The sequence below is a fragment of the Coleofasciculus sp. D1-CHI-01 genome, from assembly GCF_040218875.1.
Taxonomy (GTDB): Bacteria; Cyanobacteriota; Cyanobacteriia; order Cyanobacteriales; family Coleofasciculaceae; genus Coleofasciculus.
Genome location: NZ_JAVJQP010000048.1, coordinates 26,648 through 48,373 on the forward strand (window position 1 = coordinate 26,648; position 21,726 = coordinate 48,373).

The window sequence follows — 21,726 nt, forward strand, 5'->3', positions numbered from 1 at the left end:
AGCCAATGCCGATAGTTGACATCTGCGGAGCGACCATTTCATCGGATCGTTCATCCGACTTCTCCATCAAACAAACTGATCCAAAATCGCTGCATACCAGAGGTTCCTGTACAAAACAGCAACTGCGCTAACAGCGACAAGGCTAGCTCATTTAACTTTTCATCAGTATTGTAGACAGAAACCTTTGCCCGTCGTGGGTTCATCCGGCTGCGGAAATGCGCCCGGAATCGCTCTAGATAAGAGGACAAGCGAAAATGTTGTTCGATGGGAACCTGCTTTTGACTCAGTTGTTCATAAGCCAGAAGCAGTTGTCGGATCACAACTGTCATCCGGCGAGCCAGATAACTGGCTATAATCACTAAGGCTTTCGCTTCTTCTAGGTTCAGCGGGCGGCGCGTGTGAGAGCGTCGTAAGGGATTGGTGCAGCGTAGACGCCAAAGAACCACACGATTATTTATAATATCCTGTAGTTCTAGCTGTTTAGCGACTAGCAGCATCGCTTCAGAACCGCCCAGTTCCAGCGCTTCAATGGCAAGTAAAATCAGGTCAATCTGCTGCCGACTTCGCGACGGACATCCCCGATCTGAAATACCAGGATCGGGTAAATTATCTAAAATGACGGGATGGGATGGGGCATCAGGACTGTTTGTCGGCATTACGCTTACAGAAAGAATCATTGAATCTAAGTAGCGATTGTAGGTGAACTCGTCTTCTATACAGAAAGAATTTCCAATTAAATTAGAGATTTCTGGGATAACTGACTTTTATAGCTTCGCTTATGTGCCATTTACCAAAAATTTGAGCGATTGTCATCCTTAATTGCGGCTCTTCTAGAATCGCCGCCACCCAGTACGGTGATTGGCTAGGCACTTGCCGGAATAACCCGTCTCATGGTTCAAGCCTCTAGATTTCTAGTGTACGATTTGGCTGGTAGCCAATGACAAGTCACTGACCCACCCTTTCCGATGCGATCATGGCACAATAACTCACAATCAGTCTGCTTCCTTGATTAAATTGTTAAACCCTTTGCTCAAGAACCTTATCTACCTATGGATTTAAAGTCGCTGATTCGGGATATCCCTGATTTTCCCAAACCTGGAATCGTATTTCGGGATATCACCCCCCTGCTGCGCCACCCAGATGGACTACGGTACACGATTGACCTCCTAGCTCAAACCTGTAAACAGGCGGGACTCACACCAGATTATGTTGTCGGTATCGAATCCCGTGGCTTTATTTTTGGTCCTCCCCTCGCCTATCAACTCGGCGCTGGGTTTATCCCTGTGCGTAAACCGGGTAAACTCCCATCCGCCGTGCATACCATTGAGTATGAACTCGAATATGGTATGGATCGCTTAGAAGTTCATCAAGATGCCTTTGATTGCGGTTGTCGTATTCTGATTGCCGATGATTTAATCGCCACCGGAGGTACCGCCGCCGCTACTGCCAAGCTGGTGCAAAAAATTGGCTGTGAACTGGTGGGCTTTAGTTTTATCATCGAACTAAGGGATTTACAGGGGCGTCAGAAGCTGCCTGATGCGCCGATTGTTACCTTGGTTGAGTATTAGGCATTTTCTTCAGTAAAGCAATAAGGACGAATGACTTCTTCAACACAGGATTCTTCAACTCGCCATGGCTTAGAAGCAGCGTGGACGGGGTTTATACGGATTGTCACCAGTGAGACGTTTCTCTACATCGTCAAACGTCTCCTGCAAGCCTTATTAACCTTATTTCTGGCATCTGCCCTCAGTTTTGCCATCATTCAATTGTCACCAGGCAATTACTTGGACACCCTGCGGCAAAATCCCAAGATTTCCCCGGAACGGATTGAGGAACTCCGACAGCAATTTGGCTTGGATCAACCTGCCTACAAGCAATATTGGCGCTGGCTGGTGCGAGTGGTGACTCAGGGCGATTTTGGTGAGAGTTTTGTTTATTTTCGTTCTGTATCGTCTCTACTCTGGGAACGCATCCCAGCCACCTTACTGCTTGCCATTTCCTCGATTATCGTTACTTGGGCGATCGCGATTCCGTTGGGGATTATTGCGGCTGTTAAACAAAGCCGCTTTACCGATCGCGCTTTACAGGTGATTAGCTATACTGGTCAAGGCTTTCCTAGCTTTATCACTGCCTTAGTGCTGCTAATTATCGCCCAATACACCTCACCGCTGTTTCCAGTGGGTGGTATGACCAGTATTAATCATGCCGATTTGTCACCCATTGGTAAAGTCCTGGATATTGGATGGCACATGATTCTACCCACCCTTGCCCTCTCCATCACCAGTTTTGCCGGACTTCAACGGATTACACGCGGGGCAATGTTGGATATTTTGCGGCAAGATTATATCCAAACAGCCCGTGCCAAGGGACTTCCAGAAAATCGAGTCATCTATGTCCATGCCTTACGGAATGCCATTAATCCCCTAATCACCATCCTGGGTTTTGAATTTGCTAGCTTGTTAAGTGGTGCGTTTATTGCTGAATTTTTCTTTAATTGGCCCGGTTTAGGGCGATTGACATTACAAGCGGTCACAGCTAAAGATACCTATCTGGTGATGGCAGCCTTGATGATGGCGGCGGTGATGCTAATTGTCGGTAACTTACTTGCTGATTTGCTGCTCAAATTCGTTGACCCGCGCATTCGCCTCGAAAATCTCAAATAATTGGAAGTCGAACGACGAATGACAAATATAGGGAACTAACTTTCAGTGTAATCAGTGTGACTAACCCCTCACTCCCCTACCCTAATCTCTCCAATAAATCCGTGAAATCAGTGTTTTGACGAATGACTAATCAAAATGTTTAGCCAAATCTATTACTTAATTCTTTCTAGAGTTGATGGTCGCTATCTGGCTGCCCAGCCTACCGCTAGAGATAGGGAGATGGGGGCAGGTTACTTATTGATGTTTCGCGAACGGTTTGAAGCCCTCAGCTATCTAAATACCCACGCCGCCGATCTGAGCGATCGCTTTGCCGTTGAGTCGGTTTCCGGAACCCAGTTAAAAGGATTACTCCAACGCTGGGGATTTCAGGGGGTAGGGATTGTACAAGACCCTTTGATTCCCAAAATAGAGTTTCTATCTTATGGGGGATGATATCAATTTCTTACGTCTAAGGATAAGTATTCTTCCCAAATTCTAAAAATAAATTAAGTCAAGATTACGCCAAATTCTATCTTTAGATAAACTAGAAGACGGATGCTATTCGTTCACAATGAATAAAAATATGATTGCTCAACCCGTACCCTGTATGTATTTATTTGCGGTAGCAATAACTAGGTCAGGGAAACTTACAGCGCTTCGCGCTGTCATGAAGTACAGGAAGTAGATCAAAGTCCCCCTTTTTAAGGGGGATTTAGGGGGATCGACAATGTACCGCATAGCAGAGCAAACTGCTGTATATAGACGGTGTTGGGTCGCTTTAATGGGAACTCTAGATCTTTTTTCATACACCCCAGTTAAATCAGTGCATTATGACGTTTCAAGTGAATCAGTTTGATAGTAAGGACTCTCGGCATCCTCAACCTAGAAAAGGAGTGAAGTCCAGAGGGCTAATCCAGAACCTTAAACACCACATTTTTTTATTCGGCGTAGCCATTTCTTGGGGAATTGCCACTCCGCTGAATGCGGCTGAACGAGTCACCCTGCAATTAGGACCGTTTCGGCAATCGGTGGAAATCGCGGATCTAGAAGAATGGGCGCAGACGGGTGAGTTACCGCCAACTCTCACACCCTACCGTTCCTTACTCACTCCCCAAGTCCAGCAGGTACTCAACAGACGCCTGCAACTTGACCCGAATCTGGCGGAGAAATTTATCAATGATTTGCTGCTGTCCACCGATGGCGTCCGCTTACTGGATCAAATTGGTAGAGTACTCCCCGATAGCAGTCTTGATCAGTTAAAAGCGGCTCTATTTTTAGCAGCACGCCAAGGGAATGGATTGTCGGTGCTAAGTTTTTTAAGAGCTTACCCCGAAGAGACGGTCACGATCAATGCTTCATCCGCGATCGCGATTGTGCTGCAAATGAATCTGCCTTACTTACAATCTCAAGTGGTTAATCCGATCCTGGAACAGGAACTCACCATGGCGGATACCCCAGAGTTTGCGGCTGACTTTGACCCAACGGTGACCGGTTATCAATATGTCCGGGAACGTACCCTGAGGCTACGTGATCGCGATCGCGATCGGGCTATTCCCGTGGATGTGTACTGGGTGAGGAATACTTCCGGACCTTTGGTTGTTCTCTCCCACGGCTTTGGGTCTGACCGCAAATTTTTAACCTACCTAGCGCGTCATCTGGCGTCTAATGGTTTAACCGTTGTGGCGATAGAACATCCCGGCAGTAATTTTAGCTGGCTCAGTGGGGTTTCTCTCAGGAGTAACATTGGAGAGGTGTTACCCCCATCGGAGTTTATCGACCGTCCTCAGGATGTTAGCTTTGTCTTGGATCGGCTGGCGAAAATTAATCGAAGCTATGGATCATTACGGGGCAAATTGAATACGGAGCAAGTTACCGTTATCGGTCATTCCCTAGGCGGCTACACCGCTTTAGCCTTAGCCGGAGGACAACTTGACCTAGAGGAATTGCGAGAGTTTTGTCAAAAGCGTAGTCCTCTAGAACGCTCACCCGCTGACTGGTTTCAATGTTCTGCCACAGACTTACAGGAAGACGATGTACAGTTACGCGATCGACGGGTGGTTCAGGTAATGGCTCTCAACGCCGTTACTGGACATTTATTTGGCAGTTCGGGTCTAGCGGAGGTAAAAATTCCCACCTTGCTGTTAACGGGAACCAATGACGCGATTACCCCCTCTCTGGAACACCAACTTCGCGCCTTTGATCAGTTAAGTGGACTCAAGTATCTACTGGTGGCGCTGGGGGGGACTCATTTGAGTGTCACCGATCGCGCGACTCTCAATGAAGCTGTAACCAGCAGTACCTTGGTGCCGGAACTAACGGATAAAGATGCAGAACCCCTGCGTCGGCTGTTTCGAGGCGTGAGTTTAGCCTTCATTAAACAGCTAACGCCTGAAGCCCAACGTTATAAACCCTTTTTGACACCAGCTTACGCCCAATCACTTTCCACTCCCAGCTTATCCTTACGCCTGAGTACTCAACTCCCCCCTAGCTTAACCACTTGGTTCCAAGTGTTAAGTGTGAGTAACCAGAAGATTGCCATCCGTTTCCCTACCCTCAATCACGGTGCGATCGGGAAGATTTTTTCACCCTTTGCCAATTCTCCCCAGGTTCTCACCCAAACCGATTGCTGCACAGGACAACTGAATCAGATTTTTACGAATTTTATGAACGTAATTGCGGCATTCCCCGACTTTAACGACAGTAAGTCGGGGAAGGATAGCAGACAAACTAGGAATTAAATATTCCGCAGTTTGTCAAATTTCTATGGTAAAATATAGTCATGAAAACACGTAGAGTGACCTATAGAATTTACCCAAATAAGGCTCAATGTGACCAGCTTCATTGGGCGAGAAAAATGCACTGCGAGCTCTATAACGCGGCAATTGCTAACCGAAGGACGCAGTACAAGCGCTTTGGTCATCCCGTTAATTATCTTGAGCAGCAAAACTGTTTGCCTGAGTTTAAGAAAGTTTGGATTGAGTATGCCGAATTAGGTTCTCATACGTTACAAGCTACATTAAAGCGGGTTGATTTTGCCTATAAGCGATTTTTTAAAGGATTAGCCAAGTATCCAAAGTTCAAAGCCAAGCGGCGGTATAGTGGCTGGACATATCCAGACAAAGCAGGTTGGAAGGCTTTATCTAACGGTAAAAACGGTTACTTGGAACTAAGAGACCTTGGTTTAAAGATTCAAATGCGGGGGCAAGCTAGGACTTGGGGAACTCCAACAACCTGCACAATCTTTTTCAGAAATGGTTTGTGGTATGCGTCAATCACTGTGCAGTGCAACCCAATCCGTCAAACAGGTACGGGTTCAATCGGAATCGACCTTGGCTGTAAAGACGCGGTGACGCTTTCAACAGGTGAAAAAATCGCTAAACCAGACTTTATAAAGGAGGGACATAAGAAGGTTAAAGCCGCCTCAAAGCGGTTAAGACGCAAAAGACCACCTAATAGGAATAAAAAAGTTTTGGGTTCGAGACGATGGAAAAAGGAACGCAAGCGTATCTCTAAACTTCAGAGCAAGATAGCCCGACAACGGGAAGATTGGCTGCACAAAGTAACCAGCGATATAGTGAGCGGTAATAGTCTAATCGGTGGAGAGCAGTTAAACGTTAAGGGTATGACTCGTAAAGCCAAAAAGGGTAAGCGTAAGAAACAAAAAGCCGGGTTAAATCGGTCTATTCTTGACGTTGGGTTTAGTAGAGTCGGTGATTTATTAACCTACAAATCGGCTGAGGCAGGTGGGTTCTATGTCGAGTCACCAACTAGGACGCTTAAGCCAACTCAACGGTGCGCTAAATGTTGGGAATTAACGCCTAAGACTTTGAGCGATAGAGTTCACATTTGCTCTAATCCTGACTGTAAGCACGTCGAAGATAGAGATGTTAATGCCGCTCAAGTTAATGAGACTTGGGCAAGGGGTTTGGAACGAACCTCTTCAGACGCAGAGCCGCCTAGCTCTACTGATTGCTCCAAGCATGAAGCAACTAGGGGCGAGGAAGCGTCAGAAACACAGACTTCAATGAAGTAAGTCTGTGTAGTTCATTAAAACAGAATGGTTTAGTTTTGATAGAATTTACCCTCGATATTATCTAACTTTTCCTCAATTTCAAAATGGTTGAGTTGTTCCCAGGCATCCGCGATCGCCAGAATTTCGCCAATTACGGAATGGGTATTTTGGGAGGGCAAAATATCAGACATTTGCCAAATGCCTTGATCGAGAACCGTATCCTCCAACATGATAATGTTGTGTTCAAGTTCTCTTCTAGCATCTTGGAGTAATTGACTGAGCCGTTTGGCATTGCGTTTTTTGGCTTTGAGTTGTTGACGAGTAAGTAACATAGTGATTTAGAAGGAGTCGTAATCGACTACCGATAAGGGATTCAACTGCCACTAAAATAGGGTCAGTATTTATGATTTTCTTAGCCTGTGCCAACCGATCAGGATAATTTCTGGATAAGCTGGGGGAACCTGTTCCAGATCTAGCATGCTACCTCTGGAACCCATGTAGAGACGTAGCATGCTACGTCTCGACATCCGGCAGTCTTGATATCATAGAGTTGGAAATCGGTTTAATCTAAAACATTGACAAAATAAACAATGTGTGCTAATGCCTCTAAGCAGGTACATCAGTTCAAGGCATCCTGCTCAAAAACAAAATGCGGCGGATTATTTCCTTATAAAAGCGATAATTTCACAATTCATCATTTAGATTAATGCCAGGGTTATTGAGTTTAGATAGAATTGTTAAAAATTTAGAAACCCACGACAATTCAACGCGGATAAAAAAGTTAATGGTTTATACCTGCCAGAGTCAGTGGGAAAACGAGTTGTCAATTCTAAATCAGTATAAGTTCTCTGATTTAATCCAACAACTTCGCGCCTCCCATTTCAGTCTGGAGCAGCTTCGTTCAAGGCTTTATAGCTTTGCGGAAACCTTGAACCGCCAAGCTGAATATTTAGTCGTGGCGGATACGATTATTCATCAATTAGAACCCCTCTATAGCGAACCCGAAGAATCCACTCAAGTCGTCGCGGTTAAATCCCCGCCTAAAGCTTCAACTCAACCCCCATGGATTGTCTTAGAAACCGCCAGTGAACTGGAAGCAGATAGTAATATTCTGCGAATCAAAAAACTGATGCTTTATGTCAGTAAAAATCACTGGGAAACCGACTCGCAGATTCTCGAACAATTAAATTTGGCGGATTTAATTCAAGATTTAAGAGAATCTTACCCTAGCATCAAGAAACTCAGTGCAGCACTCAAGCAACAAGTGCAAACCCTTAACCGACAGGCAGACTATATTGTTGTGGCAAAAACGATTCTCAAGGCGTTGCAAAAACTCTATACTGATGATTCAGAAATTACCAGTGTCAAAGCCGTAAAAGCCGCGCGATCGCAGCCGCCAGCACCACCACCGACAAGGTTCCCCCCACAGGCAAATACAGGAAATAGGAATACGCGAAAACAGGCAGATAAAGACAACCAGGAAAAATTCCCCAATCATCAATCACCACTTGTTCAAGGTCAGGAAATTCGACAAAGTGCAACTCAGGATTCAACGTCAAACTCATGCCCGTATGACCCGTTTGAGTTGCGTTTAAATGTAATGAAATATACAACTCCATTGCGGGCAAAATTATTAATTTTTTCTGTACTCGACCATCCAATTAAAAAAACGCAACATGATTGGTTATTGATGAAAGCCAAGCCCCTAGACGATTTGTTATTTGAACTGTTCTCAACTTGTGCCACGCTTGAGGAACTCGAAGCCAAGCTTTACCAGACAGCACAAGCCCTAGAAGACGCCGATGAAAACACTCAAGCCGCTGGCGCGATCGCACAATCAATGAAACGACTTTATGAACGTTAAGGAACTCCTACAGCGCTATGAAGCGGGAGAAACCAAGTTTACTGGCATCAGTCTCAGCGGTGTCAATTTGTTTGGGGCGGACTTAATTGGTATTGTTTTCAGTGGTGCTGATTTGCATGGCGCTACGCTAATTTTTGCCTACCTGAGTCGCGCTAACTTCCGGAAAGCGAATTTAGTGGGGACACGGTTAAGTGGCGCGAATTTAAATCAGGCGTGGCTGAGTGGGGTTAATTTAAGTAATGCCGATTTACATGGGGCAAGTTTGCAAAGTGCTGACTTAAGAAGCGCCAATTTGACATTAGCTAGTTTGCTCGATGCTAACTTAATGGATGCTGATTTGCGGGGGGCAAATTTAAGTGGGGCTGATTTAACTGGGGCGTGTTTGCGCGGGGCGAATTTGCGAGAAGAAAAGCGGATGTATACTGCCAAGCTGCGGGGTGCTATCTTGCAGAAGGTAGATTTACAAGGGGCAGATTTGCGGGGGGCTGATTTATTGAAAGTGAACTTAAGGGGTGCTAATTTAAGGGAAACGAATTTGCGGGAAGCGGATTTACGGGGGGCAAATTTGAGTGACGCCAATTTGAGTTCGGCATTTTTGACCGAAGTGAATTTGATGGGGGCGAATTTGCGTGGCGCTATTCTGAAGAATGTCAAATTGGAACGGGCAATTTTAAGTGAGGCAGATTTAACGGGCGTGAATTTACAGGGGGCTGTAATGCCAGATGTCAGGTTAAGTAAAGCCCAAGTAAGTCGGGGAAATCTGAGTTTTGCGCGATTGAATCGGGCAGATTTGAGTCGGACAAATTTACGGGAAGCGAATTTGAGTGAGTCGGATTTAATTGAGGCATATTTGGCACGAACAAACCTGATGGGGGCGAATTTGAGCAATGCTAATCTGACACGGGCAGAATTGAGTACCACGAATTTAATGGGGGCAAATTTGCAGGGGGCGACAATGCCTGATGGTAGGATTCATGACACAGATTGACACAGATTGAACGTCTATTAGAATTAGAACAACTCGATGCGATCGCGAGTAGAATATCGCTAATATCTACATCTGCCATATCCAAGTCCTGGGAGGACTCAAAGTAAACGACATGAAAGCCTTGCTGTTCGAGTTCAGTTTTCAGGCGCAGTAATTCTGTGGATTTGCCACAGCCAATATGTCCGGTAAAGAAAAGAGGGACGAGATGTTTATTGTTATTTTGATAACGATGAACATCCATATTTATCAAGTAAAAATCCCGCCCCCAGTCAGTGATGCTGGTAGCACGGGATACCTTTTACCTGCAATTGCGCGATCGCACGCCTAATAGAACCAATCAATTAGCTGGGTTTATTTCTGGGATCGATAGCCGCTAACAGATCAGCAAGTTCACTAGCATGATCTTCTTCATCTTCGAGAATGCTTTCGACGATATGACGAGTTGTGGGATCAGCATGACCAAAAAAGCCAACTAACTTGCGGTAAACTTCAATAGCAATCCGCTCGGCGACTAAATCTTCTTTGATCAATTGAGTCAACTCAACATTCGCACCTGTGCTACCATACTCCGTAGACGAGCGCTCCATAATTGTTGCCGGATTAAAATCAGGATCACCCCCAAGCTGATCAATCCGCTCGGCGAGCATCATCGTATGTTCTTGTTCTTGCTCGGCGTGTTCCGCAAACTCCGCCGCAACTTGAGGATAATTAATTCCCTTAGCAATAACCTGATGGTGACGGTAGCGCATTACACATAGAATTTCCGTGGCTAGCGCTTCGTTGAGGTACTGACAAGCTTGTTCGCGATCTAGGGGATAATCTTCAGTAACGGCTCCCTCTTCAATAGATTGACGCGCCTGCTGACGGATCTTATCAATATCATAAAGTTGATTTTTTGTTTGTGTGGCTGTCATACGTGTTCATCCTTCTCATTATCAATTCAGGGATACTCACCGATGCACCAACGATAAGTCGTTGGCTCTCGACGTTAATTGAGTAACCCAAATCTTTATTACTGAACTTAACTTTAAACAAAGAGCCGAAAAGGTGCTTCTGTCGCAGGAGAGAACTATGATTTCTAACTTCCGAACTATTTCGACTTAGGCGGAAGTCGGCTCTTGATACCCCTGAATTGCTTCGGGTTCAAATTGGCGCAACACACCAGTGGCTTGGCGGATTAAATCCTCCGATGCTTTTACCGCAATCAAATATTTACCCGCATTCAGGCGATTGCGATACGTCAAAGCATCACCCCCACCAATGGCGATACCTACGCCACCGCCAACCAAAAGAGCGCCCAGCGCTCCAGCAATAGCGCCGAGAATTCCCGCGATAATGTGATTGAGTAGGCGACTCGCACCGGGAAAAATGGCGATACCCGTGAGGACATTGAAGACATAACCAGCAACAAATCCAAATCGTTTATACCTAGTTACCGATGAGGAATTAGGGAGATGAGGGCGTTAATTCAAAACTCGGTTGGGGCGGGTTTCGCACAGACGTTACTATTAATATCGGATTCCAACCCGCAACAAGCCAACTTAGAAAATCTTGCTAGCCCCATTGAAAATGAGGGGAGAATGTCAGAGAAAGCCGACAATCTTTAAGCTACCTGCTAAGTTGGCTTATTCTTCGAGAAGGCTCTACCTACGTACCTCAACCCAATCGACAAAGGGGATCATAGAGCCGAAAATTAGCTTGATCCAGTTAGCTGATCAGATTCTATTCAGGTGGTATCCTCTTGGATGATCAGCTATGTGCAGGAGATGCTATGGATAACTGGCAATCTGTTCGCGTTTTTGGCTTGCCAGCAGAGAAAGGCAGATGGTTTTTAATCCCGTTAGGCTCGCTTGTCCTACTGTGCCTAGGCACAGTCTATTCTTGGAGTATCTTCCGTAAACCGCTAGAGGACTTATTCGGCATCAGCGCCACCCAAAGTTTATTACCGTTCACAGTTTTATTAGTCCTCTATGCCCTGTTGATGCCGATTACGGGATTTTACATTGATAAGATTGGTGTGAGCAAAATTACAGCTATTGGTGGCGTGGTGACTGGAATTGGTTATATCCTTTCCAGTTTCGCCACGAATATCATCGTCTTAACGATTACCTATGGTGTAATCGCTGGTGCGGGAGTTGGCATTGCCTATGGTGTTCCCCTAGCCGTTTCCGCTAAATGGTTTCCCGATCGCAAAGGCTTGGCAGTAGGATTGACCGCGATCGGGTTTGGACTTTCTCCTTTGGTGACAGCACCGCTAGCCAAGGGCTTAATTGCAGCGTTTGGGGTTCTTCCTAGCTTTGCAATTCTGGGGATTAGCTTGACGGCAATTATTCTGGTTATCTCCATCACCTTAAGATTACCCCCAGTCGGATGGAAACCCCAAACCTGGACGCCAAAACCGATCGATACTACCAAAAATCAGCGGCGACAACTCTTGCAATCGCCATCTTTTTATGCGCTCTGGTTTTGCTATACCATCGGCACATTTGTCGGACTCTCGGCGATCGGTATTTCTAGCCCAGTGGCACAGGAAATTATTCAACTCGATGCGACTACCGCCGCGATTACAGTTTCTATCTTTGCTATCTTTAATGGCATCGGGCGTCCTTTATTTGGTTGGTTGACTGATCGCCTACAACCAAAGGGAGCGGCTATTATTTCCTATGTGTTAATTCTGATAGCTTCGATTTTGATGCTCAACGCCGGAGAGGGGCAAGCCTTGACCTATCTGGTTGGCTTTTCTTTGTTCTGGCTTTGCTTAGGAGGATGGTTAGCGATCGCACCGACAGCAACCCTGATTCTGTTTCCTCCAGAGGACTATGCTAAGAACTATGGGATTGTCTTCACCGCCTATGGAGCAGGAGCCTTTTTAGGAACTCTAGCCATCGGACAAATCCGGGATCTATTTGGTAGCTATACTTATGCTTTCTATCCCACCGCCATTTTAGCCGTCATCGGTATTATTATTGCCCAATTCAGGCTGCGAGCTTAAGTAAAGATTGGAGCAGGGCGGGTTTTGTAGAAAGGTGATTGGTGGCTCCATTAATTTTGTCCCTAAACCCGCCCCTACATTGGGTTTTATGTCCCGATATCATATTTTAATATTAACCGGAAACCCGATCAAAAAACACCAAATTCCCAACAGCGATCGCACTTTGTTTGTCCAAAGTCCAGTAAATCCGATTAACCAACATTTGCCAGGGTTCCCCATTCCAGGGGATAGAGTTCAACTAATTCGCGCAGTCTATACTGTTGATAATTTTTCGGCGAACTGAGACGAGCTTTATTAATGATTTGAACCAGTTGGTCGCGAGAAAACGGTTTGCTTAAGTGGGCAATAGCCCCCTGTTTCATACCCCAAATTTGGTCGATTTTATGATTTTTAGCCGAACATATAACAATGGGAATGTTCTGAGTCTCTGGATGTTTTTTGAGCAGACGACACACCTCAAACCCATTCATTTCTGGCATCATTAAGTCAGTGACAATGACATGGGGTTGATACAGTATAGCCTTGTTCAGCGCTTCTTTCGGATTGGTTAGATTGATGATCCGATGACCGCTATCGCGCAGGTAAAGATTCATCAATGCTAACTGGCTGATACTATCTTCAATCAATAAGATCTTACTCATGGGGATATTTGGCGGAAACACTAAAGGGGCGGTAAATCAATAAAAATAGGAATCTTTATTAGATCTATGCCAATTTCTAGGATACTTTTACTTCTGCTAATAAAAACTCCGTTAATTTACTGAATCATCCTACGCAGAATGGCTGATTTCCCGGAAACGACATCGGTAGATATGCTTATCGGGTTGACAAAATTGTTGACTTTTTATGGGAAGTCTAGAAACCTGAGATAGTTGTTCCAGATGTTGAATGCAACGTCTGGAACTCACGTTGCGCCATATACCGTGAAAAATCAGGATAAAATGGGGGTTCAATAAACTTGCCAAGGGAGTTCCCAGAAGGGAGGATAATAGCAAGACCATAGCCCATCACTGACTTTTCCATGACAGACATCTCTGGTGCATCAACTCATCTGCAACACCATCGACAGCAGTTTCCGGCTTTAGCCAACAAAGCCTATTTCAACTTTGGTGGTCAAGGGACTCTCCCCTCAAGGTCGTTAATGGCGATTCAACAGGCTTATGAGTATACTCAGGAGCATGGACCCTTCTCCAGTAAGGTCTATGGATGGGTGATGGAACAAACCCAGCACACCCGATACGCGATCGCCTCTGAATTGAGAACGCCGCCAGAAACCATTACTCTCACTGAAAACGTGACCGTTGGCTGTAATATTGCCTTCTGGGGAATAGACTGGCAAGTGGGCGATCGCATCCTGCTGACGGATTGTGAACATCCGGGTATTGTGGCGACAGCAGAAGAGATTGGACGGCGATTTGGTGTAGAGGTGTCCACCTGTCCAATTATGGCGACGCTGAACCAGGGTGATCCTACCGCCGTAATCAAACAACACCTGACACCGCGTACCCGGTTAGTCGTTCTCAGTCATATCCTCTGGAATACGGGTCAAGTTTTGCCCTTAAAAGAAATTGTGGAAACCTGTCGTAATACGGCGACAGAAAGTACCCCGATCCGAATTTTAGTCGATGCGGCTCAATCTGTTGGTTCTTTACCCTTAAATTTAAGCGAACTTGGGGTAGACTTTTATGCCTTTACAGGTCATAAATGGTGGTGTGGACCGGCTGGGGTTGGCGGTTTATACGTGAAACCTGAGGTATTAGAACACCTGCATCCTACATTTATTGGTTGGCGTGGTATTACGATGGACAACAGAGGTAAACCCATTGGCTGGAAACCCGATGGAGAACGCTTTGAAGTCGCGACATCCGCCTATCCTCTCTATGTTGGATTGCGAGAGGCGATCGCGACTCATCAGCAATGGGGAACGGATCAAAGTCGCTACACAGAAATTTGTCAGCGCAGTCAGTATCTTTGGCAACGCCTATCTGAGTTAAACTCGGTGCGTTGCTTATTAACCTCTCCCCCCCAAGCAGGTTTAGTCTCCTTTGTTTTAACTAATAATACCCCCTCCTCCCAACTGGTTAAAGCCTTGGAAGAGAAGGGGTTTCAGCTTCGCACTCTTCGCGATCCCGACTGCATTCGCGCCTGCGTTCATTACTTTACAGACTATGAGGAAATCGATCGATTAGTAGACGCGATCGCGAATCAATTGTAGAGGCGGCTGTAGGGGCGGTGTAGGGGCGGATGTAGGGGCGGTGTAGGGGCGGGTTTAGGGACTCAATTCAAATATCCACCAATAACGGAACAACAAAACCCGCCCTCCTTACCAATAACGGAACAACAAAACCCGCCCTCCTCACCAATAACGGAACAACAAAACCCGCCCTCCTCACCAATAACGGAACAACAAAACCCGCCCTTATTTAATTAGAATCTCAGTGATAACATCTCAACAAAACCCGCTCTAACACCAAATCCTGACATAAGACATAAGACATAAGACATAAGACATAAGACAAATAACTATTCCGTTGACTTTTGCCGCACACCTTGCACAATCCGCGAGAGTTCACTCTTTTCGTCAACCGTAATCCGACTGGGAGAACCACTGATAATCCGCTCGTAATTGCGGAATGAATCTTTAATTTCTGCCCCATCTTTGCTAATTAGATACTCTCGAATTCCGGTATCGTGCCAAGACCCCCGCATTTTAAATACATTAAGTGCCCGGGACATTTGCCCGCGAATTTCTACGTATTGCAACATTAAAATTGTATCAGTAATCGTAGAAATATGGGAATCTGTAATTGAATTCGATCCCATAAATTGATCCGTTGTATTGGTAAAAAACCCGGTAATTTCTTCTTGCTTCGCGTAACCCGTCACACCAATCACGAACTGACGGAATGCATTATTGCTCACTCCCCGCGCTAACGCCGAAAGAGAATCAATGGCAATCCGAGAGGGTTTGAACTCCTGAATTTGGGTTTGAATAATTTGTAAGTGGTCTTCTACTCCTGCTGATTCTGGGTAAGAACAAAGAATTTTCAATAATCCTTTTTCCTCCATTTCCTCGAAATTGATTCCCCAGGATAAACCGTTTCGCGTGAGCTGCGCTCTAGATTCTTCGTAAGCAAAGAGAATCGCCCGTTCTTCATTTAAACAAGCATCATGAATAAACTTACTGACTAATAAGGTTTTTCCGGTTCCCGTAGCTCCCGTTGCTAGAATAATGGAATCTTTAAAGAAGCCACCGCCACACATTTCATCCAGGGTTGGAATTCCAGAGGATACCCGAACATTAGACGAACGCTGAGTTAATTGCATGGCACCTAAGGGGAAGATATTAAAACCTTGATTGCTTAGGGTAAACGGGTATTCCCCTTTCATGTGGGTTGTACCCCGTAGCTTGAGAATTTCAATGGTGCGGCGTCGCCGTTCTCCTTCCAAAACATTGCGAATAATTACCACATTATCGGAGACAAACTCTTCCACACCAAACCGGGCTACGGGTCCATACTCTTCAACGCGCTCCGTTGTCATCACAGTAGTCACGCCAATTTGCTTGAGACGAGCGACTAAGCGAAAAATTTCTCGCCGCACCACTGAAGCCGCATCGTATTGTTGAAATATGGCGGTGATGGAATCAACCGAAACCCGTTTGGCTTTGTACTTCCGAATAGCGTATTGAATCCGCTCAATTAAAGCAGACAGATCAAAGTTGCCGACAACTTCTTGTCCTTCGGGATCAGGAGAAGCATCCAGAATAAAAAGTTTGCCGTCATCAATTAACTTTTGCAGATCCCAGCCTAAGCTATGGGAATTTTTAATAATATCGTTGGGAGATTCTTCAAAGGTAACGAAGACACCCGGATCATCAAATTGAGTGATCCCATTATAAAGAAACTGAACCGTAAACAATGTTTTCCCCGTACCAGAGGTGCCACTCACCAATGTGGTTCGAGCCACAGGTAACCCCCCATGGCTGATCTCATCGAACCCTTCAATCATCGTCCGAATTTTATGGACTCCTGGGGTGGTAAATTCATTGGGTTTTTGCTCATCTAGATTAAATGGACTCATATTTCTTCGTCAAATTTAAAGATATAACTGAAATCGCCGTCATCTGAGAATAGATCTCGAATCTGCTATTATCTCATAAAATTTGAACATGCTCTAAAAATCTATCTCTCCATCCCGAAGTTCTTCATACAGCAGATCCAATCCGATTAAGACTTTTTCGCGATCAGACAGATCCCCAATAATTTTTCGCACTGGAGGCGGTAAAACTTTCGCTAGAGTTGGCGTTGCCAAAATTTTATCTTCCTCGGCAAGTTGAGGACTTTTGAGAACATCAATCACTTTCAGGGCGTAAACCCCTTGAAATTCCTGTTCCAGGATATTTTTGAGGGTTTTCAATGCTGTAACTGAGTGGGGAGTATTCCCAGCCACATAAAGCTTGAGGACATAAGTTTTTTTTAGGGGACTCATAGGGTTAGCCATTACTAATAAGCGAAGGATAGTTGCCAATTTAAAAGTAACCCGGAAGAAATTCGTTCACCGTTGACGTTGATGGGTCGGGAGCGAATTGCTAATACCACAATTATAATTATAACTCTCTGGGAATCGAGCGACGATACATTTCACCTAAATGAGCAATTACATCGATCAGTGTTAGGCGATAGTCTGTGAGAATATCTTCATTGCGACCCTCTAGCTTGAGTTGTTGTGCAAAATCATCCATCAAATCCATGTGAATTTCTACAATCTTAGAAACGGATATATCGGCAAAAAATGCTTCATTTACTAAATTATCAATTAACTGGTTAATCGCGGTTTCTTGACTGAAGTACATTAAAACAATGTCACGATAATCACTCTTAAGCTGTTCGATCAGTTTACTTTTTTCATTTTGAGGTAAATAGCGAAAGAAAAACTGAGGATTTCGTTTATAGTAAACACCGAGATATCCCAGTCGCTCTTTGAGTTTTTCAGATAACCGATACTGCTGCTTCATTAAAGAACCCCGATGAATTTCCTCGGTTTTCTTATCCGCATTAGCCAGAAGAGTGGGCAAGTTGCAGTTCGGAGAAAGGGAAAGGAACTGGGTAATTGCCTGTTCTAGGGAATGTTCTATGTCAGAGACTTGGCTACTATCGAGTCGAACTTCAGCGGCGTGACACAAGTAATGCACCTCCCCTGGTGTACAACGAACGGTTGTCTGAATTTGGTTTGACTGAGTATTTGTGACAACAACAGAATCATTGTTTTTTGATTCTTTGGGAAAAACAAGTAGAGGAAGCAGGGTTCCTTGTTCATACAACTGATTAATAACGGGTGGTAAGGAGTCGTCATCTTGCAGCACTAAACAATCGATATGCTGCTGTTTTTGTTCCACAAACTCCAGAAACTCAGAGGCTGAGTTCGCGATCGATAACAGATAGCGATCGCCACTTAAAACCTGGCTCAGTGACTGCGCCAGGGCTGGGGAATGAACAAAAATACCAATTGACAGTTGAGGATGCAAAACGATAGAACTTTAATGTTGAAAAACAACCTTACCAATTGCCGAGTTGAAGTTCTCGACTGTAACGTATTTTAACAAAATTTTTCTAAAGTTAATTAACATTACGTTAAGTACTCTAAGAATTGTAAGTAATTGTAAGCATTTTGCCCTTTACCCCCCCAATCGAGAGCAATAATTGATCTAGAGCGGTGGTTGTGCTGGTCAGCAGAGCAAGTCCCTGGCGCTATTCGGCTTATGGGCAACTTAATACTTTATAGCCTGCGACCTAGCCGCTTCCCCTGATTTGAGCTAATTGGTCATATCCATGTCAACTCCCAGTTTAAGAGAATGTGCTGCTCCTGTTCCGATTTGTTCCCAAACCACTGATCTAACTACCCTACTGGAGATTTTTCACGGATCAGGGAGTGACTCGATTGTTGTGGTTAGTGAGCAGCACTATCCTCTGGGAGTCGTGAATCTGCGACAGGTTATGCCCCATCTCCTGACCGGGGCGACGTCAGCAGCAACTCTAGGAACAACCGCAACTAGAGATTTCTCTCAACGGCTCTCGGAATTGGAACCCTCTGTAATTGAACCCCTAGAGATTCTACCAGCATCGTTGACAATCAGCCAGTTCTGGACTATCTTAACCGACTTAGGTAGGGGAAAACCAGACACACCCTTCGATACATCCAACATTCCCTACCCGGAAGGTTCCAGACAATGGGCATTAGTCGAACCCAATGGTAAATTTTTGGGATTGCTCAATAGCTGGCAATTATTGAAATTCTTAGCACCATTACCCCAGACTGAGGATGTAGAGACGTCACATGGAACGTCTCTACGTCAGGGCGGGTTTTGTCCAAACGTTACCCTCAATAGCCAAAAGCAAGTTTCATTACCCGCCCCGACAAACCATTCCCTCGAGAGTCGCGAAGGGTTCCCCAATCCCCAATCACCCTTAATCCAACTCCTCGAACAACTACCCCTACCCCTGAGTTTACAAACCGCAACCGGGCAAGTCTTGTCCGAAAATCGGGCTTGGCGTCAGCAGATAGGGTTATCCTGGGAGCATCCAACTGGGATAGAGTCAACCTCGGTTGAATCACCATCCAATGTAGGTATCCTCAGCCATAACACTCAGCCCGACTCAACCCGCTACTGTGCAAATGGGCAGACAAATTCTCAGGTAGCAGAACCATTAGCGGTAGCTGAACCGAACCCCACCCATAAGCCGCTCAACAGTAGGGAGAAGCCAGTAACTTGGGGGGTTGGTGATCAAACTCAGCCAACATTCACGTCCCCTAGAGCGATGGGTTATGACTGTGCAGGCGATCGCACCCACCTCATGGCAACAGATGCTCAACATCCAGAACTTGAGTCTACAGCGACATCTCAGTATCCTCAAGACTTACGCAGGGATGGGGAAACCCTAGAAATGACGAAAAAAATCCAGGATCGCCAGTTTGTGTTGACCAAAATGCCTCTACCTCCCTGGTTGTTCCCCGAATTGACAACTGAGGATTGGAAAGACATACCATGGAAAGACGCACCATGGCACAAAAATACACTCAATCCCCCTAATTCACAGCTTTGGTTAGTCATGGCGCAAGACACGACGGCTCAACAGCAAGTCGCTCAAGAACTGACTGCCAAAAATGCGGATTTAGTCCAACTCAACCGCCTGAAAGACGAGTTTTTAGCCTGTATTAGCCACGAACTGAAGACGCCACTCACCGCCGTTTTAGGATTATCAACCCTGCTCAAAGACCAGTTATTAGGCGAACTCAATGAGCGTCAAGCGCGTTATGCTCGGTTGATTTACCAAAATGGGCGTCAACTGATGGCAGTGGTCAATGATATTCTGGATCTAACGCGCATGGAAACGGGTCAGCTTGAACTGACGTTAGAACCAGTGCAGATTCAAAGCCTGTGCGATCGCGCTTATCAACAAGCCCTGCAAGTCTACTCAGACAACAATCCTAACCACGAAGGCGCAACCCCCGACATCTCCTTTGTCTTAGACATCGAACCCGGTCTAGACACCATGATTGCCGACGAACTACGGCTGCGGCAAATGCTGGCACATCTGCTATCCAATGCACTCAAATTTACCGAGACTGAGAACACCATTGGTTTAAAGGTTAACAATAAAGATGGCTGGATAGCCTTTACCATCTGGGACACAGGGATTGGCATTCCCGAAGACAAGCAGCACTTGATTTTCCAGAAATTCCAGCAGTTGGAAGAACCGCTCACTCGTCAGTTTGAGGGGACAGGGTTAGGATTAGTCTTAACCCAACGCTTGGCTCGCTTGCATGGAGGAGATATCTCGTTTATCTCTAAAAACGGCAACGGTAGCGAGTTTACCCTGCTCCTTCCCCCCTGTCCACCTTCTGGCAGGGATTTGGCAGAGACTCAGGACTGGGGACAGGCAAACACCAACGTCCCATCCCCCAATCGTAACCGCTTGGTGTTAATTGTCGAAACTGTACCCCGGTATCTAGAAAGCCTGACGGTGCAGCTAAAACAGTTAGGCTACTGGGTGATCAATGCTCGTTCTGGTTCAGAAGCACTCTCCAAAGCTCGTAGCTTACAACCGAGCATCATTTTACTCAATCCTCTTCTCCCACAAGTTTCGGGTTGGGATGTACTGACATTACTTAAGTCTGATCTGCAAACCCGTCACATTTCCATCTTAGTTACAGCGACTCAAGCTGAAAAAGAACAGGCTGATCAAAATAATGCCGATGGCTTCTTAAGTTTACCGGTTCAAGAGGAAGCATTAGCCAAAAACCTGACTCGCTTGGGTAAACATCAGCCTCCCGCCAATCAGGTTCTAACCCTGCTTTATCTGAGTGCGGGGTTAGTCGAGGTTCCCCCGGAATCGTCAAGACTAATTTATCAGTTAACTGATATACTCAGTTGCCAACATTCAGATCTAAAATACCGGGTACTGGAAGCCGATGATATAGAACAGGCAGAATTATTGGCGCGGGTTTGGCATCCGGATATTGTTTTGCTCGACGGGGCTGGGATCAACGATCCCCCAAGTTACTTTAAAACCTATTCGTTATATCCCGCATTAGCGGAGCTACCCCTGATTACCCTAGATCATCAAACCACACAAGCCGCTAATCAAGCGATCGGTCTTTCTGTCTATCCCTGTTTAGCCCCAGATAACCCCCAGAAAATTACCACACTGCTGCAAGTGATTCAAATTGCGGCTGGCGTGAGTCGCAAGTCGAGTATTCTGATCTTTGATCTGGGCGACACTCAAGGAGTTAGTCCCAAAGATCACGCTTTCAACACAAATCCCGTTACACCTTACACCCCTTGGCTACGGGCATTGATTCAATATCTACAAGCGGCTGGATTTAGAAGTCTATTCTCCCAGTGTTGGTCAGATGTCTACCATCAACTTCAAGCACAAATGGTTGATGTACTGCTGATTCGGATCAAGGATATTGAAAATGATTTGGGCATGGTTCAAGGATTAAAAGAGTTGAATCAGCTCCCGAATCGACCCCCGATTCTTTTGCTGGATCATCGATTGCCCGATTCCTCCCTCAATGTTAGACTCTCTGAGTCTGATAAAATAACGACGGAATTAGAGTCGCAATTGCAAAGCGTTGCTACTAAAGTTTTGTCCGGTCGTTCCTATTCCATGAGTCAATTGTTAGAACAAATTCATCAGGTTCTCGGCTAAGGTATATCCAAGC

General features: G+C 45.5%; 16 protein-coding genes and 3 pseudogenes. 10 read left to right on the forward strand and 9 right to left on the reverse strand.

From position 1 onward, the window contains the following. Nucleotides 1-50 precede the first annotated feature (50 nt). The gene (locus tag RIB93_RS08855; protein ID WP_446372313.1) at nt 51-677 is read right to left on the reverse strand and encodes a DUF3038 domain-containing protein; all 627 of its coding nucleotides are present in this window, start codon (nt 675-677) and stop codon (nt 51-53) included. 372 nt (nt 678-1,049) lie between these two features. Between RIB93_RS08855 and RIB93_RS08860 the strand changes: the two genes are divergently transcribed. The 5 genes and pseudogenes from RIB93_RS08860 (at nt 1,050) to RIB93_RS08880 (ending at nt 6,670) form a co-directional block, all read left to right on the forward strand. Further along, nucleotides 1,050-1,568 (forward strand): adenine phosphoribosyltransferase, encoded by a 519-nt coding sequence (locus RIB93_RS08860; protein ID WP_446372315.1) that lies wholly within the window; start codon nt 1,050-1,052, stop codon nt 1,566-1,568. A 30-nt stretch (nt 1,569-1,598) separates the two neighbouring features. Then, a complete protein-coding gene (locus RIB93_RS08865; protein ID WP_446372317.1) occupies nt 1,599-2,663 on the forward strand; it encodes an ABC transporter permease in 1,065 nt (354 codons plus the stop codon). A 135-nt stretch (nt 2,664-2,798) separates the two neighbouring features. Continuing rightward, entirely contained in the window at nt 2,799-3,095 is a 297-nt protein-coding gene (locus RIB93_RS08870) for a hypothetical protein (protein ID WP_446372319.1), read from the forward strand. A gap of 377 nt (nt 3,096-3,472) precedes the next feature. Beyond that, nucleotides 3,473-5,380 carry an alpha/beta hydrolase gene (locus RIB93_RS08875; RefSeq protein WP_446372321.1) on the forward strand — a complete coding sequence of 636 codons (1,908 nt, stop codon included), beginning with the start codon at nt 3,473-3,475 and terminating at the stop codon, nt 5,378-5,380. Nucleotides 5,381-5,421: 41 nt separating this feature from the next. Beyond that, nucleotides 5,422-6,670 (forward strand): annotated as a pseudogene (locus tag RIB93_RS08880) (RNA-guided endonuclease InsQ/TnpB family protein). Between the two features lie 34 nt (nt 6,671-6,704). Here the strand turns inward: RIB93_RS08880 and RIB93_RS08885 are convergent. Further along, nucleotides 6,705-6,986, reverse strand: a complete 282-nt coding sequence (locus RIB93_RS08885; RefSeq protein ID WP_446372323.1) for a hypothetical protein — start codon at nt 6,984-6,986, stop codon at nt 6,705-6,707. 488 nt (nt 6,987-7,474) lie between these two features. Between RIB93_RS08885 and RIB93_RS08890 the strand changes: the two genes are divergently transcribed. Next, nucleotides 7,475-8,518, forward strand: a complete 1,044-nt coding sequence (locus RIB93_RS08890; protein ID WP_446372325.1) for a hypothetical protein — start codon at nt 7,475-7,477, stop codon at nt 8,516-8,518. After that, a complete protein-coding gene (locus RIB93_RS08895; RefSeq protein WP_446372327.1) occupies nt 8,508-9,506 on the forward strand; it encodes a pentapeptide repeat-containing protein in 999 nt (332 codons plus the stop codon). Before RIB93_RS08890 ends, RIB93_RS08895 begins: the two co-directional genes overlap by 11 nt. Nucleotides 9,507-9,525: 19 nt before the next feature. Here the strand turns inward: RIB93_RS08895 and RIB93_RS08900 are convergent. The 3 genes and pseudogenes from RIB93_RS08900 to RIB93_RS08910 all read right to left on the reverse strand — a co-directional run. Continuing rightward, nucleotides 9,526-9,696, reverse strand: a pseudogene (locus tag RIB93_RS08900) (ATP-binding protein); the annotation flags it as partial. A gap of 151 nt (nt 9,697-9,847) precedes the next feature. Next, complete coding sequence (locus tag RIB93_RS08905) at nt 9,848-10,420, reverse strand: ferritin-like domain-containing protein (protein ID WP_446372329.1); 573 nt, start codon at nt 10,418-10,420, stop codon at nt 9,848-9,850. A 186-nt stretch (nt 10,421-10,606) separates the two neighbouring features. Further along, nucleotides 10,607-10,924: pseudogene (locus RIB93_RS08910) on the reverse strand (hypothetical protein); the annotation flags it as partial. 353 nt (nt 10,925-11,277) lie between these two features. On the opposite strand from RIB93_RS08910, the gene RIB93_RS08915 reads away from it, so the two are divergent. After that, nucleotides 11,278-12,498 carry an L-lactate MFS transporter gene (locus tag RIB93_RS08915; RefSeq protein ID WP_446372397.1) on the forward strand — a complete coding sequence of 407 codons (1,221 nt, stop codon included), beginning with the start codon at nt 11,278-11,280 and terminating at the stop codon, nt 12,496-12,498. Between the two features lie 191 nt (nt 12,499-12,689). On the opposite strand, the gene RIB93_RS08920 is transcribed toward RIB93_RS08915, so the two are convergent. Beyond that, on the reverse strand, nt 12,690-13,139 hold the full coding sequence (locus RIB93_RS08920; RefSeq protein WP_446372331.1) for a response regulator: 450 nt from the start codon (nt 13,137-13,139) through the stop codon (nt 12,690-12,692). 380 nt (nt 13,140-13,519) lie between these two features. Here RIB93_RS08920 and RIB93_RS08925 point away from each other — a divergent pair, with 380 nt between their 5' ends. Beyond that, on the forward strand, nt 13,520-14,713 hold the full coding sequence (locus tag RIB93_RS08925; protein WP_446372333.1) for an aminotransferase class V-fold PLP-dependent enzyme: 1,194 nt from the start codon (nt 13,520-13,522) through the stop codon (nt 14,711-14,713). A 308-nt stretch (nt 14,714-15,021) separates the two neighbouring features. Here the strand turns inward: RIB93_RS08925 and kaiC are convergent, their stop codons facing one another. The 3 genes from kaiC to RIB93_RS08940 form a co-directional block, all read right to left on the reverse strand. Continuing rightward, nucleotides 15,022-16,581: a circadian clock protein KaiC gene (kaiC, locus tag RIB93_RS08930; protein WP_446372335.1), complete on the reverse strand. Its 1,560-nt coding sequence runs from the start codon at nt 16,579-16,581 to the stop codon at nt 15,022-15,024. Nucleotides 16,582-16,674: 93 nt separating this feature from the next. Next, a complete protein-coding gene (kaiB, locus tag RIB93_RS08935; protein WP_446372337.1) occupies nt 16,675-16,989 on the reverse strand; it encodes a circadian clock protein KaiB in 315 nt (104 codons plus the stop codon). A gap of 118 nt (nt 16,990-17,107) precedes the next feature. Then, the gene (locus RIB93_RS08940) at nt 17,108-18,025 is read right to left on the reverse strand and encodes a circadian clock protein KaiA (RefSeq protein WP_446372339.1); all 918 of its coding nucleotides are present in this window, start codon (nt 18,023-18,025) and stop codon (nt 17,108-17,110) included. 304 nt (nt 18,026-18,329) lie between these two features. Here RIB93_RS08940 and RIB93_RS08945 point away from each other — a divergent pair, with 304 nt between their 5' ends. Further along, the gene (locus RIB93_RS08945; RefSeq protein ID WP_446372341.1) at nt 18,330-21,713 is read left to right on the forward strand and encodes an ATP-binding protein; all 3,384 of its coding nucleotides are present in this window, start codon (nt 18,330-18,332) and stop codon (nt 21,711-21,713) included. Nucleotides 21,714-21,726: the final 13 nt, after the last annotated feature.